The following is a 14,633-nucleotide window of genomic DNA, read 5'->3' as shown; positions in this document are numbered from 1 at the left end:
GTATATCAGTTCAATACTGCTCATTTTTATTTTCCACAAAATGCACTCAAATTAATATAAAAGACTATAATTTAATCATCAAGGGTGAATATAAACGCTATAAATCGAGTGCAGTATCGAAATTGGAATGATGAATTCAATGGAGTAGTACCATGAAAGAAAAACATTATGCCTATAAGATTAATCAATCCCCTTCAGATCTGATTTGTGCTCATGCTGAAATTGAAGAAGATAAAATGCTGGACTTGTTAATTGAAATTCAGAATGATCATACAGAAGGTATCTTCTGGATATTTAAACAATTTGGAGATTTACCCAAAGAACCCTTGAGCATCATCGATTGTACTCATAACAGAATTTACTATCATTATTCTGGAGAAGTTGAACAATTGAAAGACGTAATAAAAAAATTAACTCATTAATCGGTGGCTTACAGCGCAAACATAAGCATTGTCCCTCAAATTATAATAAGCTTTAGAGACGTTAACTCAGGTCAGCACATTATATTTGGATGAGCATACTAATCAAATTACGCCCTATCAATGGAAAACATGCACCACACAATTCCCGCAACAATTCCTTTGATTTTTTTGATATAATTTAAATTTAATACTAGGGTCTGTTGACAATTCAAGTTTCGACGTCCCGCGACTTGTTCGCGGGATCCAATTCAATCTTTATAGGCGCAATTTATTCTTGTTTTGCGCACGATCTATCGATTCCGCGAACAAGTCGCGGAAAGTAGGCTTAAATATAATGAAATGTCAACAGCCCCTAATTGATAAAAAAAAAATCATTCATCTTTTTTAGATCTCTGCACAAGGAAAAAACCGGTCATGCCCGCTTAGACGGGTAACCATTTCAGGTTTGGCACTGAAATAATTAAGATAATTCCCCTACATACAATGAAAATCATATCATCTCTATCTCTAAAATCGAGATTATATGAATTATATGAAGTGTATCAGCGAGTTGAAATATCGTTTAAACGTGGAGCAAAACAAGCACCAGTGGCTTGACTTGGGTATCGAATTATTTTGATGGTTGGTTGCCCGCCTGCGTGAGCAGGACCGTTTTTTTGTCATGTACAGGGTTTTTAAATCCTAAACTCTCTAGACAAATGCCTGATTTTTAGTAACCATTAAGCTCTTTTTTTTTTCTAATATTAAAGAGGCACAATGATGTACTTAAACAAAATAAAGAGAACAGTGATTCTCATCTACATCCTATTTAGTTTATTTCAACTGGCTTTTGCAGGAACACCCAAAGAAAAATCCGACAATGATACTGCCATTCAAAATGCCATTTTGTATTACATTAACGAGTACAGACAGCAACATGGGTTAAATACCCTCAACATGGACAACCGCATAGTTAAAGAAGCCAAACAACATTCATTGGATATGGCAAATCACAAAATACCATTTGGCCATAAATATTTTAAAGGTCGCATTGACAGGTTGCACAGTCAAATCAAAGATTCCAACGCTGGTGCCGAAAACGTAGCATTTAACTACAAGGATGCTCAAGATGTAGTAAAAAACTGGTTACGCAGCCCGGGCCACAAACAAAACATTGATGGAAATTATAATCTTACCGGCATCGGGATTGCTCGTGATAAGAATGGAAAAATATACTTTACTCAAATTTTTCTTAAAACAGGGGCTAACACTAAGTACGCTGCAAGAAAGCCATTTAATGCCTTATTCAATGGAACTCTATTCAGAAAAACCACTTAAGGTTGACTGGAGCGCTGGTTAAAAGTTCTAATTAACCAGCCCACCTTATAGAGCGCCTGACACTTAACGATATCTTTGCAATAAACCCGTTTTCGTCAGTGGAATTAATCATAATAGTAGCCTATTATAGAATCATAGGCGGTACACATTGTTCAGCCAACATCACAACCTTGGAAGCCAGATTGAGAATGTGGTGAGCAAGCTTAGCCAGACTAAGAAGCCAAAAACATTCCGGAGGAATCCACCTAGTGAACCAGGACTGTAATCAATCTTGCTGTCTATATCCACTTTTTAAAAATAAGGGCGTATGTAATACGCCCTTTTTATATTATCAAAGAACAGTTGTCTGCAACGCAATTTCTGCAGACAGTACAACTCACATAGACAATAAAAATATCATTGGAAGACGCGCCACAGTACTTTAGTTGTCCTCAACTCTTCTTAACCGGCTACTGCCGTAACGTTAAACATAACACCATGAGTATAGAAATGATTTAAACTGATTCCAGTACCCATAGATTGATCGAACGCCCAACCCAATTGGCTTTTACCCCAATCAGTGAATTCATAACCAATACCAACTTGCCAATTTTGGCTCAATTTTTTTTGTACACCAGCCCCTAAAGTATAAGTAAATGAAGTTTTGTTGTTAGAAACAAAATCCGGGGTAGGTATCGCTTCAAAAATAACAGGGATGCTGTAATAATCTGAAGCACGATTGATTGCTACGCCTGCGCTGGCACTAATCCAGGGAGTCACCATAAACCCAAAATCTGATAACAGTTTTCCTTTCAGAGCAATGTGGCTGTGTTGTACTTTATAGCCGTATAGAAAATTGTTAAACTCAGGATCAGCATCATCCCATATTTCGCCATTCAATGTGGCCTTTCCAGTCGTGGCTAATGCAATTCCCAACTGACCGATAAAAGCGCCATGTAATTTTTTTTGTACCCCCAAAAAAAATTCTCCATCTGCCAGAGCTTCTGTAGAATTGAATGCATTATAAGTTTTTTCAATATCAGGCGTTAAAAATAAAGTCTGGGTCTTACCGCCATCTTGCCATACAGGACCTGCACTCAGCGCAATAATATAATTCCATGGAGACTCTGATTGAGTGCCCATAACACCTGAAACAGCATCAGAGCTGGAAGCAACTACAAGCAAAGATAGAATTACTTTAGAGCAATTTAATTTGGTACTCATCATCCACTACTTCCATTTAAAAATTTGCTTAAATTCAATAATATAAAGAATCAACATTAATTCCAACTGATTTTTGTCTATTTGACATTTTTTCCATTGGCAAATTACTCTAATTTAAACTAGGATTGATTATAGATCGGTAAAAGGACTACCCCATGAACATTACAACTTTACTGGAGTCTGGTCGGGAAACCCGCGTAGCAATTACACCCAACTCAGCAAAACAACTTATAAAAATTGGATTTAAAGTTGCTATTGAAAAGAATGCGGGAATCGCTTCGGATTTCTCTAATGAGGAATATCAGCGTGTTGGCGTGGAACTCATTGAACATAGAGAAACCTTGCTACAGCAAACAGATGTACTTTTGTGCATCAATGAACCCAATCCCGATGATTTAAAAGGATTGGCTAAAAACTCATTGATAATAGGTCATATAGACAATGATCCCCAAAGTAAACTGATTCAATGGTGCCAAAAACAACATATTAATTTATTTTCCATGAACTTAATCCCACGAATCAGCCGGGCGCAAAGCATGGACAGTCTATCCTCTCAAGCAAACCTTGCAGGATACAGAGCAGTTTTGGAAGCAGTAACCCAATTCCACCGTGTCATACCGATGATGATGACCGCTGCCGGCATGATTCAACCCTCTAAAATATTGATATTGGGTGCGGGTGTAGCAGGATTACAAGCTATAGCTACTGCCAAACGGCTGGGGGCAGTTGTTTATGCTTTTGACGTACGTAGAGCAGCCAAAGAACAAGTTGAAAGTTTAGGCGCTGAATTTATTGAAGTCAGTCAGGAACTGGACAGCGAATCTAAAAGTGGATACGCCTCAGAAACCAGCGATGAATATAAAAAATTACAAGCAGAGTTAATCGATCAATACGCTAAAATTTCTGATATCGTCATATCGACCGCATTAATACCAGGACGCAAAGCGCCTGTTTTGCTCTATAAATCCACTATTGAACAAATGAAACCCGGATCAATCATCATCGATCTGGCTACTTCGCGAGGTGGAAACTGTGAATTAAGCGTACCCGATCAAATTATTAAACATGGAACAATCACGATAATCGGAATAAGTAATATGGCAGGACTCGTACCCGCAACGGCGAGTGATCTTTATGCCAATAATCTGGTCCACTTAATTAATTTGATAGCACCGACTCCTCCAGAAATTAAATTTAACCCGGATGACGAGATCATTCAGCAAGCGGTTCTTTGTTATGAGGGGAATTATCTACCTTATCAAGCAACCAGGGAGAAACAAAATGCATGAAGTTCACTCAATTGCTAATCCTTACATAACCATTTTGACCATTTTTGTCCTGGCCTGTTTTGTAGGCTATTACGTCGTATGGAAAGTAACTCCTGCTCTTCATACCCCTTTAATGTCTGTAACCAATGCAATATCAAGCATTATCGTTTTAGGCGCTCTAATCGCAGCAGGAAGCGAAATGATGGGTTCCATCACCTGGTTAGGGGGCCTGGCAATATTTATTACTTCTATAAATATTTTTGGCGGATTTGTTGTAACCCAACGCATGCTTCGCATGTATAAAAAATAATGACTTAAAGGATGGACTCTGTAATGAATTCACTCGTTCCCCTATTCTATTTATTAGCCGCTGTCTGTTTTATTCTTGCTTTAAAAGGTTTAGCCAGCCCAGCCACTTCCAGAAGAGGAAATCTCCTGGGTATCCTGGGAATGATACTCGCAGTAGGATCTACGATGATGATACCTACTATATTTCATCACTACCTGCTTATTGGGTTAATCATCGCAGGAGGAATCATAGGGACGTTCATCGCACTAAAAATTAATATGACGGCCATACCTCAGCTTGTTGCAGCGTTTCACTCCCTGGTGGGTATGGCTGCTGTCTTAGTCGCATTTTGTGCCTTTTTGGCACCTGAATCATTTCATATTGGCAGCACCGGCGACATAGAAAAAGCCAGCCTGGTTGAAATGAGTTTAGGGTTGATTATCGGTGCGATCACCTTTTCAGGCTCAGTAATTGCCTTTCTAAAACTACAAGGGATTATGTCCGGAGTACCGGTACGATTTGCAGGGCAAAGAAGTGTAAATCTGGTTATTGCCTTATCCATTCTGGGTTTTTTTGTCTTATTTTTAATAAATCAAAGTTTATTGCTGTTTGGTGTATTGGCCGGATTGGCATTTCTTATTGGTATATTACTGATTATTCCTATTGGTGGCGCTGATATGCCCGTAGTAATCTCCATGCTTAACTCCTACTCTGGATGGGCTGCTGCAGGTATAGGATTTACTCTGAGCAATGATTTGCTGGTAATAACAGGGGCTTTGGTCGGAGCTAGTGGAGCCATCCTGAGTTACATCATGTGCGTTGGTATGAATCGTTCCATTTTCAATGTGATCTTTGGAGGAATTAACTCTGCAGGAACTAACCAGCAAGCTCATGTAGGAGAAGAATCCAGATCGGTACGGCAAGCGAATGGTGAGGATGCTGCTTTTCTGTTAAGTAATGCCAAAGACGTGATTATCGTACCCGGTTATGGTATGGCTGTTGCACATGCGCAACATGCGGTTAAAGAGTTGGTTGATGCCCTGGAAGCCCGTTCTATTAAAGTACGTTTTGCTATTCACCCCGTCGCAGGCCGCATGCCAGGTCATATGAACGTCTTACTTGCAGAAGCCAATATTCCCTATGATCGTGTTTTTGAGCAAAGCGAAATCAACAGAGATTTTGCTGCCTGCGATGTTGCTTTTGTTATCGGTGCCAATGACATTACAAATCCAGCGGCTAAAACAGATTCAAGCTCCCCTATTTATGGCATGCCTGTTTTAGAAGTTGAGAAAGCGAAAACCGTTTTATTTGTTAAGCGTGGAATGTCTCCAGGGTATGCGGGCGTCGAAAACAGTCTCTTTTTTCATGACAACACTTATATGCTATTCGGTGATGCCAAAACCATGACTGAATCTATATCTAAAGCATTAGGAGAAATATAACCTAAAAAATTGAACATACTTGGGGTGGGATCCCGGCGACTCTGCGCAAATGCTTTTAAATTTGCCAAGGAAACAATTTAAATGTATCTTAGCCTGTTAATTTTTCACACTGGAGATATCTATGCTACGAAAAATCGGCTTTTCCTTATTATGCGCAGTCACATTAATCAGTACGAGTGCCCATTCAGTTGTAACGAATACCCTTCAACCGAGCATGACAATAGATTATGAATTAATGCCCAATGAACCTCAGGTATTTATTAATTACCTGTATTGGGATATAGAAGCCAAATGTAAAATTATTACCCAAGATGAGAGTAATGTATTGTTTGCGGAAGCTTTAGCCAAACAAGGAAAAGTAAACGATGTCACACTAACCAAAGGTGCTTCCATGCAGGTTACAGTTCATCAAGGCGACACGTTGAAAATCAGTGCCGAGTCAGGAGCAAAAGTCAGAATAACCAATTTAGGGCAGCATAAAGTTATTGCCAATTGCACGACCTAGCATGAAAACAGACCTGCTTAGGTCAAATGACCTGCATCTACATGGAGTAGATACAGGTTATTATCCCGTCCAAGCTCATCATTCAATCCGTATGAGACCCTGATTGATGCAGAATCATCAAAAAGCCTGAAGACATCCTACCAAAATGATATACCAAGCGAACAAGCCCCGGAGTGCATCAATTTTAATGCTCTCTTGTCGCTCGGAACTTAATCTTGGGATATCGTTCTTCGGCCATAGTTAAATTCACCCTGGTAGGTGCGAGATACATCAAGGTATCACTGCCATCTAAAGCCAAATAATCATAGGCTTTGTCACGGAATTCACTCATCGCCTTGTCGTCATCTGCGTATACCCAGCGAGCACAAGTCACGCTAACTGATTCATAAATGCAATCCACCTTGTATTCATTCTTAAGTCTGTGGGCTACTACATCAAACTGCAAAATCCCGACTGCTCCAAGAATGAGTTGGTTACTATTTAAGGGTCTGAATACCTGGGTCGCTCCTTCTTCAGATAACTCAATTAACCCCTTCAATAGCGCTTTACTCTTCAGTGGATCTTTTAAACGAACCAAACGGAATAGCTCCGGGGCAAAATTAGGAATTCCAGTGAATTTTAGTTGCTCGCCTTGAGTAAAAGTATCACCTATCCTAATGGTTCCATGATTATGCAAACCAATAATATCCCCTGCCAAAGCAATTTCAGTATGCGAACGGTCACCCGCCATAAAAGTTAAAGCATTAGCAATTTGCACCTCTTTGCCAATACGTAAATGACTCAGCTTCATCCCTTTTTTATATGCTCCGGAACAAATACGTACAAATGCGATTCTATCTCGATGTTTGGGATCCATGTTGGCTTGAATTTTAAAAACAAAGCCGCTAAATGCCTCTTCATCAGGATTAACGATGCGCTCATTTGTTGCTCTGGGTTGAGGGCCTGGGGCGTATTGGACAAAATCGTCTAATAGTTCTTTAATACCAAAATTGTTGATTGCGGAACCAAAATAAACCGGAGTCATTTTGCCTGCCAAATAAGCATCCAAGTTAAACTCGTGTGATGCCCCTTTTACCAACTCAATTTCATCACGAAGTTCCTGCGCACTGTCGCCCAGCAATTCATCCAATTGAGGATTATCCAGACCTTTAATTTGAACGGCTTCCTGTTTTTGAGCATTTTTACCGTGCTGGTAAAGATATACGGTATCTTCATAGCGATGATAAATGCCTTTAAAACGTTTACCCATACCTACTGGCCAGGTAATAGGCGCACACTGAATTCCTAGTACAGATTCGACTTCATCGAGTAAATCAATAGGTTCTCGTCCTTCACGGTCTAATTTATTGATAAACGTCATGATGGGAGTATCACGAAGGCGACATACCTCCATCAGTTTCACTGTTCTGTCTTCTACCCCTTTGGCAACGTCAATTACCATTAAAGCAGAATCTACAGCAGTCAAGGTGCGATAAGTATCTTCTGAAAAGTCCTCATGTCCGGGAGTATCCAGTAAATTCATTACATGGTCATTATGCACAAACTGCATTACCGAAGTAGTAATGGAAATACCACGCTCCTTTTCCATTTCCATCCAGTCAGAAGTTGCATGCCGGTCTGCCTTCCGGCCTTTAACTGTACCCGCCAACTGAATAGCACCCCCGAATAACAACAGTTTTTCAGTTACGGTGGTTTTACCCGCGTCAGGGTGAGAAATAATGGCAAACGTTCTTCTCTTATTAAAGTCTTGATAAAAATCAGACATAAAGCTCTCTGGTAAATGATTTAATAATGAGATGAATTCTAAGGGAAATGCATCAAACTAACAATTTTTTCGTCGATTTATACCCATTTTGGGATAAAAAATCATAAAAATCATCTCGAATTCAATTCTGGGCCTTGTAGCGAATTAATTACATTCATGTATACTCAAAAAAGGGCCTTTCAAAAATACGACCAAATTGATTAAGCCAGGACTAATGAACATCCCAAAGATCAAGGCAAAAATTCCTTTTAACGAAGCGATAACGCGTTGTTCCTAAGTCCAGTTGGTTTTCTCGAATTTGTTCCACATTGACATGGGTACCTTAAATTAAAGGATTTAATTTAAAAAAATAAGGAGTTTGCCATGAGACGTAACTACTTTATTGCTCCTCTTGTTTTGATTCCCTTATGTTCGTTCAGTCATTCAGAACATCCATCCGATACGCTGATATTGGATCACAATCCTCTATTATCTAAAAACTCCATACAAAAAACATACTCCAATAGCACGGAACGTCTGAACCAACTCCAATCGTTTACGCGCAGCATGGATTACCCAACTCAAATTATTCGGATGTCGGTAAGCATGGAAAACCAACAATTGACCTGTGATCAAGTCAATGAAGCTATTGAAGAACGAATTGTACATTATATCACTTCGGATAAATTTTCTTACCAGACTTATTTCAGTTGTACCTATAATCCGAACACAAATTTTGCAATCAACTTCCAAATCAACAGCTATTTTGATCCCGTGAATGATGAGGCGGTAAACTACTTGAAATCCTATCTGTCCGCGAATAATGGATCTGATTTTCTGGGCACTCAATTAAATATTGAATCAGCCAAAGGACTTGTAGTGGCACTTAATGTTTCAGCAGGTATGAAGAAAAACCCCAAGAATCCTCCTTTTATAGAATACAGGCAGGATCGCAGTAATTTCTACTTTAAAAACAATTATGAAATGACGAAAAAGTTATTTACTGATATTAATCAGAATTTTTATTCCAACGATCCTGAAAAAATTCTGCCGTTTCTGGATAGATGGTTATTTCCTCATGCTGGACCGATTTATAAAGCTGTTTTAAGAGATTCTAACTATGCAGAACTGCAGCCAGAGCTCATTTTCCTAATGGAACAAGGTGAAAAAATCTTTGTGTCAGGCCTAAAATACCATTTTGCTCACCATTGCAATCGATACGAAAATCATCGCTGCCTGGTGCAGGGAGCCTGAATCTATCCGAAAAAAGTGGCTCGCCCTAAAAAGTCGAGCCCATCTTCTGTATGGTTAAGCACTAAATAACAATCAATTCCAAACCGGAGTGAAAGCGCTCAAAGTAATTCACAACCATACTGTCTGTTACCAAATCCAAACTGGCTGGTTTCCAGTTCGGTTTTTTATCCTTGATGATCAACAAGGAACGGACTCCCTCATAAAAATCTCTGTCGCTCATGAAGTGCGCAACCAAATCAAAGTCCATTTTCAAACATTCAGCTAAAGACAAACCTTTTGCCTTGTGTAACTGAGCGAGGGTTACTTTAAGACTTAATGGGGATTTTTGCTCCAGAGTATTGTGAACACCTTCTGCCCATATGCCATCACAACCACGCAAAGCCTCCAGGATCAGTTCGACAGTTGGTTTAGAAAAACACACATTGATTAAGGGCTTAATCTGACTGACCTCATGCTGCAAATCGGATTGAGAATATTTTTGAATGCAACGATCGACTTTGTCATATGGATCTTCTGATAAATCGGTAGATATTAAAGCCTCGGTTAATGCCCCCATTTGTCTGGAAGAAACACGATACTTAATTAAACCAGCATTTAATGCATCCAAAGCACCTATTCGGTTCCCCGTTAATCCCAGATATATACCCAGAGAACCAGGACAGCGTGTTAATAAATGACTGGCACCTATATCAGGGAAAAATCCTATACCGGTCTCAGGCATGGCAAAAACAAATTGCTCGCTGGCAACGGGATGACTACCATGTAAGGAAATTCCAACACCACCGCCCATAGTGATTCCATCCATTAACGCAATATACGGCTTACCATAGTGATGAATGAAATGATTGAGCCTGTACTCGTGCCAGAAGAACTGCATTTGCTCTGACTCGGTACTTCGTCCTGAGTTATAGAGCCAGCGCACATCACCCCCCGCGCAAAATGCATTCCCGGGAACGGCTCGAACGACTACTGCCTTTATGGAGTTATCCTCCTTCCAAATCTCCAATTGTTTTTGCATGGCCAAAATCATGGTTAAGGAAAGAGCATTTAATGCACTTGCTCTGTTTAAAGTAATTAATCCTATTTGTCCTTCCTGTGCAAAGAGTATCTCTTCGAGCATCATTATTCTCCCTTAAAGGCAGCAGCACGCTTACCTAAAAACGCTTCTACTCCCTCTTTTTTATCGGCAGTAGCGCAAACCTTGGCAAAATGAATGGCTTCCAGATGTAATGCTTCCTGAAGGGGTAAATCATAGCCATGATCAATGACTTCCATCACGCCAGTTATAGCCAGAGGAGCCATGCTTAAAATGCCCTTTAATATCGTCTTTCCCTGTTCCAATAAATGTTCAGGCTCTGTCACTTCGGAGACCAGGCCCCAGTTCAAAGCGGTTTCAGCATTAATAAATCGCCCAGTCAGACACAAATCCATAGCACGACCCTTACCAACAAGACGAGCTAATCTCTGAGTACCACCGTATCCAGGAATAACTCCCAGTTTGACCTCTGGCTGGCCAAACATCGCTTTGGTTGATGCAATGCGCATCGTTGCCGAAATAGCCAGTTCACAACCACCGCCAAACGCAAATCCATTAATCGCCGCCAGAGAAGGCTTACCCATATTCTCCAACAAACGAAACACTTCCTGACCGTGACAGGCAAACTCATATCCAGTCTGCGCTGTACATTCGGCCAGTCGATTAATATCAGCGCCAGCACAAAATGCTTTGCCATTGCCAGTTATCATTAATGCCTTAACTTTTGGATTTGCTTTTGCGGAGCGAAACAATCCAGCCAGAGCATCTAAAACTTCGGTACTTAATGCATTCAGTTTTTCTGGTCTGTTTAAGGTTAATGTTAAAATTCCATTTGCATCCAATTCTTGTTCAATTAAATTCATTAACAAACTCCTGATAAAATCCTAATCAATAAAAAATTCTTCATCCAAACTGGCTTTGGCAATAATTTCGCGCATGATCTCATTAGTGCCTTCAAGAATCTGGTGTACTCTTAAATCTCTGAAGATTCGCTCGATCTGATAATCGCGTAAATAACCATATCCACCATGCAATTGCATGGCTTTATCACTAATCCGGAAAGCAACATCAGTGGCAAGACGTTTGGCCATCGCACAATACATTGGCGCATTGGCATCATTGTTATCCATAGCCGTTGCAGCTCTGTAGACCATTAACCGTGCTGCCTCATAATCAGTTAACATATCGGCAAAATAAAACCTCAAAGCCTGCATTTTAGTTAATGATTTACCAAATTGTTTGCGTTCATGAAGATAGGCTTGAGTTAATCGTAAACAAGCCAGTGCGCCCCCCAGTGAACATGAGGCAATGTTCACCCGCCCGCCATTTAATGCATTAAGAGCAATTTTGAAGCCCATACCTTCTTCACCAACCCGATTGGAGACCGGTACACGACAATTTTCAAAATAGATCATACACGTTGGTTGACTGCGCCAACCCATTTTCTTTTCCAGTTTACCAAAAGTGAAACCCGGTGTATTTTTTTCTATTAACAAACAACTGATCCCATGATGCGATTCATCTCCTGTGCGAACCATGCATAAATAAACATCGCTCACACTCGCACCGGAAATAAAAGCCTTTGCGCCATTAAGGATATAATAATCCCCTTCTCGTACAGCTCTGGTTTTTAAAGAAGCCGCGTCTGATCCTGATTCTGGTTCAGTCAGGCAATAACTGGAAATCACTTCCATCGAAGTTAATTTAGGCCCCCAGTTGGAACGTAGTGAGTCGTCAGCATAGCGATCAACCAATGAAGTAACCATGTTGTGAATGGAAAGATATGCACTGGTGGTGATGCAGCCGGTTGCCAATTGTTCAAATATCAAGGACGCATCCAGGCGAGTCAGTTGCGCACCACCAATATCCTCGCGTGCCACCATGCCCGCCATCCCTAATGCTGCTGCTTCTCGTAAAATATCGGTTGGAAAGTGGCTGTGCTCATCCCAATGATCAGCCATGGGAGCCAATTTATTTTGGGCAAAATCTGATGCCATCTGACGAAACGCCTGATGTTCAGCGGTGAATTCAAAATTCATAGACCATCCTTAGAAAGTTTGTTTTTAACACCCTATATACCCACCGGGTATAAACCTGAATGAGTTTAATCTACTGAAGCGATTACGGCACTAAATTTTGTAAAAAATTCCGGGACTTAGCCCATAAAATTTCAAGTTCTTGCTAAACAGCTCTGTTTACAGCTTAAAAGATGTTATTATTGCGAATTTTTAGCGCCTGTGAACTACAACAAGAATAATCACATGGGACAAATAGCGCAACCGACAGTAACAAATAAAAATGCCCTTACCGTACTAAAAGATTATTTCGGTTTTGATTCTTTTAGAACACCTCAGGAAGAAATAATCAATGATGTTATTTCCGGGGTAGATGTACTCGTTCTCATGCCGACTGGAGGGGGTAAATCTCTGTGCTATCAGATACCCTCAATAGTAAGGCCTGGAGTGGGTATTGTTGTCTCTCCCTTGATTGCATTAATGGAAGATCAAGTCGCGGCCCTTAGATTACAAGGCATTAATGCGGCCTATTATAACTCGTCCTTATCCAGTGAAGAAGCCAGAAAAGTGCTGGCACAATTACACAATGATGAACTGGATTTATTGTATATCGCACCCGAACGACTGATCAGCACGTCTTTTTTAGAGCGTCTGGAAGAATGCCAAATCGCTCTGTTCGCTATTGATGAGGCACATTGCGTTTCTCAATGGGGACATGATTTCAGACCCGAATACGCAGCACTAGGGCTATTAAAAACCCATTTTCCAAATGTGCCTATGATTGCGTTAACCGCAACTGCCGATAAACAAACCCGCGAAGACATTGTTGTAAAATTAAATTACAATCCAAAAAAATACGTCGCTTCCTTTAATCGACCTAATATTCATTACAAAGTAGTTCCTAAAATTAATCCAGCGAAGCAATTGAATCAATTTTTGCAATCTGAAGTGCAACAATCCGGAATTATTTATTGCGGTACACGGAACAGCGTGGAGCGGCTTGCAGAAAAACTGCAGGATATGGGATTTAAGGCACGGGCTTATCACGCTGGCCTTGCTCACAGCGAGCGACGCGAGGTACAAACTTTATTTCGACATGATCGTATTGATATTGTTGTTGCTACGATTGCCTTTGGCATGGGTATTGATAAACCGAATGTCCGCTTCGTGGTACATCATGATTTACCTAAAAATATCGAAGGATATTATCAGGAAACAGGCCGGGCTGGTCGTGATGGCTTACCTGCCAGAGCCCTTCTCCTTTATGATGCCGCTGATAGCGCAAGGCTCCGCTCCTGGATAATCAATACTCCCCTCGACGAACAAAGAAGAGTGGAAACCAGTAAATTAAATCACATGCTGGCCTTTGCGGAAGCCTCCCATTGCAGGCGTCAGATTCTCTTGCGTTATTTTGACGAACCTTGCGATACCGAGTGCAAGTTCTGTGATGTCTGTGATAATCCACCTGAGATGGCCGACGCGACAGAAGATGCTCAGAAATTATTATCCTGCATCTATCGACTAAAACAAAATTACGGATTAACTCATACCATAGAAGTACTAAGAGGTGCTGTAACAGACAAAATCAAACAATTTGGCCATGATCAACTCAGCACTTACGGCATTGGAAAAGATAAATCAGCCAATTACTGGAAACAGCTGGCTTGGCAACTGATCCATAAGGATTATTGTTTGCAGGACATCAGTCATTTTAACGTGTTGCGTCTGACGCCAAAAGCGATACCACTGTTAAAAGGTCAAGAACAGATCTCCTTGACCATTCCCAATAATGACCTTAAGGGCACAAAAAAGAAAAACAAGGAACGCAGCTCTGTTAAACCAGAAAACAGTCCTTTATTTGAAGTATTGCGAAGTTTAAGGCGTAAACTGGCAGATGAAGAAAATAAACCTCCATTTATGATTTTCAGTGATGCGACCCTGCACGAAATGACGCAACTAAAACCGCAAAACACAGAAGAGTTGCTTGATGTATCAGGAGTAGGCCAACACAAACTCACTCATTATGGGCATCATTTTCTTAAAGTACTAAAAGAATTCAGCGAATCCTGACAGAAACAGCCTAATTAAAGAGAGCGCTTTATCCTCAAACCAATTCAACTCAATGAAGGAAGCGCCCT

13 protein-coding genes and 1 other RNA gene are annotated in these 14,633 nt (G+C 40.5%); 9 read left to right on the top strand and 5 right to left on the bottom strand.

Annotated features, from left to right (window positions below; all coding sequences use genetic code 11):
• The first annotated feature begins 152 nt into the window (after nt 1–152).
• The 3 genes from G543_RS0114595 (at nt 153) to ssrS (ending at nt 2,022) form a co-directional block, all read left to right on the top strand.
• Nucleotides 153–422 carry a hypothetical protein gene (locus G543_RS0114595; RefSeq protein WP_028385177.1) on the top strand — a complete coding sequence of 90 codons (270 nt, stop codon included), beginning with the start codon at nt 153–155 and terminating at the stop codon, nt 420–422.
• A 759-nt stretch (nt 423–1,181) separates the two neighbouring features.
• Nucleotides 1,182–1,739: a CAP domain-containing protein gene (locus G543_RS0114590; protein ID WP_028385176.1), complete on the top strand. Its 558-nt coding sequence runs from the start codon at nt 1,182–1,184 to the stop codon at nt 1,737–1,739.
• Nucleotides 1,740–1,873: 134 nt separating this feature from the next.
• A non-coding RNA gene (ssrS, locus tag G543_RS19585) (6S RNA) lies at nt 1,874–2,022 on the top strand.
• Between the two features lie 158 nt (nt 2,023–2,180).
• On the opposite strand, the gene G543_RS0114585 is transcribed toward ssrS, so the two are convergent.
• Nucleotides 2,181–2,945, bottom strand: coding sequence for an outer membrane protein (locus G543_RS0114585; RefSeq protein ID WP_238584784.1), 765 nt, complete (start codon nt 2,943–2,945; stop codon nt 2,181–2,183).
• A 152-nt stretch (nt 2,946–3,097) separates the two neighbouring features.
• On the opposite strand from G543_RS0114585, the gene G543_RS0114580 reads away from it, so the two are divergent.
• The 4 genes from G543_RS0114580 to G543_RS0114565 all read left to right on the top strand — a co-directional run bounded on the left by G543_RS0114580 (nt 3,098) and on the right by G543_RS0114565 (nt 6,446).
• Nucleotides 3,098–4,231 carry a Re/Si-specific NAD(P)(+) transhydrogenase subunit alpha gene (locus G543_RS0114580; RefSeq protein WP_028385174.1) on the top strand — a complete coding sequence of 378 codons (1,134 nt, stop codon included), beginning with the start codon at nt 3,098–3,100 and terminating at the stop codon, nt 4,229–4,231.
• The gene (locus G543_RS0114575) at nt 4,224–4,520 is read left to right on the top strand and encodes a proton-translocating transhydrogenase family protein (RefSeq protein ID WP_028385173.1); all 297 of its coding nucleotides are present in this window, start codon (nt 4,224–4,226) and stop codon (nt 4,518–4,520) included. Before G543_RS0114580 ends, G543_RS0114575 begins: the two co-directional genes overlap by 8 nt.
• A 23-nt stretch (nt 4,521–4,543) precedes the next feature.
• On the top strand, nt 4,544–5,941 hold the full coding sequence (locus tag G543_RS0114570; protein ID WP_028385172.1) for an NAD(P)(+) transhydrogenase (Re/Si-specific) subunit beta: 1,398 nt from the start codon (nt 4,544–4,546) through the stop codon (nt 5,939–5,941).
• A 121-nt stretch (nt 5,942–6,062) separates the two neighbouring features.
• On the top strand, nt 6,063–6,446 hold the full coding sequence (locus G543_RS0114565) for a hypothetical protein (RefSeq protein WP_028385171.1): 384 nt from the start codon (nt 6,063–6,065) through the stop codon (nt 6,444–6,446).
• A 184-nt stretch (nt 6,447–6,630) separates the two neighbouring features.
• On the opposite strand, the gene G543_RS0114560 is transcribed toward G543_RS0114565, so the two are convergent.
• The gene (locus G543_RS0114560; protein ID WP_028385170.1) at nt 6,631–8,211 is read right to left on the bottom strand and encodes a peptide chain release factor 3; all 1,581 of its coding nucleotides are present in this window, start codon (nt 8,209–8,211) and stop codon (nt 6,631–6,633) included.
• Nucleotides 8,212–8,574: 363 nt separating this feature from the next.
• Between G543_RS0114560 and G543_RS0114555 the strand changes: the two genes are divergently transcribed.
• Nucleotides 8,575–9,444, top strand: a complete 870-nt coding sequence (locus G543_RS0114555) for an Lpg0189 family type II secretion system effector (RefSeq protein ID WP_028385169.1) — start codon at nt 8,575–8,577, stop codon at nt 9,442–9,444.
• A gap of 61 nt (nt 9,445–9,505) precedes the next feature.
• Here G543_RS0114555 and G543_RS0114550 read toward each other — a convergent pair whose 3' ends face one another.
• The 3 genes from G543_RS0114550 to G543_RS0114540 are packed head-to-tail and all read right to left on the bottom strand — an operon-like array spanning nt 9,506 to nt 12,519.
• A complete protein-coding gene (locus G543_RS0114550; protein WP_028385168.1) occupies nt 9,506–10,564 on the bottom strand; it encodes an enoyl-CoA hydratase/isomerase family protein in 1,059 nt (352 codons plus the stop codon).
• 2 nt (nt 10,565–10,566) lie between these two features.
• On the bottom strand, nt 10,567–11,343 hold the full coding sequence (locus G543_RS0114545) for an enoyl-CoA hydratase/isomerase family protein (RefSeq protein WP_028385167.1): 777 nt from the start codon (nt 11,341–11,343) through the stop codon (nt 10,567–10,569).
• Nucleotides 11,344–11,364: 21 nt separating this feature from the next.
• Entirely contained in the window at nt 11,365–12,519 is a 1,155-nt protein-coding gene (locus tag G543_RS0114540; protein WP_028385166.1) for an acyl-CoA dehydrogenase family protein, read from the bottom strand.
• A gap of 222 nt (nt 12,520–12,741) precedes the next feature.
• Between G543_RS0114540 and recQ the strand changes: the two genes are divergently transcribed.
• Nucleotides 12,742–14,565: a DNA helicase RecQ gene (gene recQ, locus G543_RS0114535; protein ID WP_028385165.1), complete on the top strand. Its 1,824-nt coding sequence runs from the start codon at nt 12,742–12,744 to the stop codon at nt 14,563–14,565.
• Nucleotides 14,566–14,633 lie beyond the last annotated feature (68 nt).

Origin of the sequence: Legionella moravica DSM 19234, from assembly GCF_000423305.1 — a bacterium.
In the GTDB taxonomy this organism is placed as follows: domain Bacteria; phylum Pseudomonadota; class Gammaproteobacteria; order Legionellales; family Legionellaceae; genus Legionella; species Legionella moravica.
This window is presented reverse-complemented; position numbering and strand designations above follow the sequence as displayed.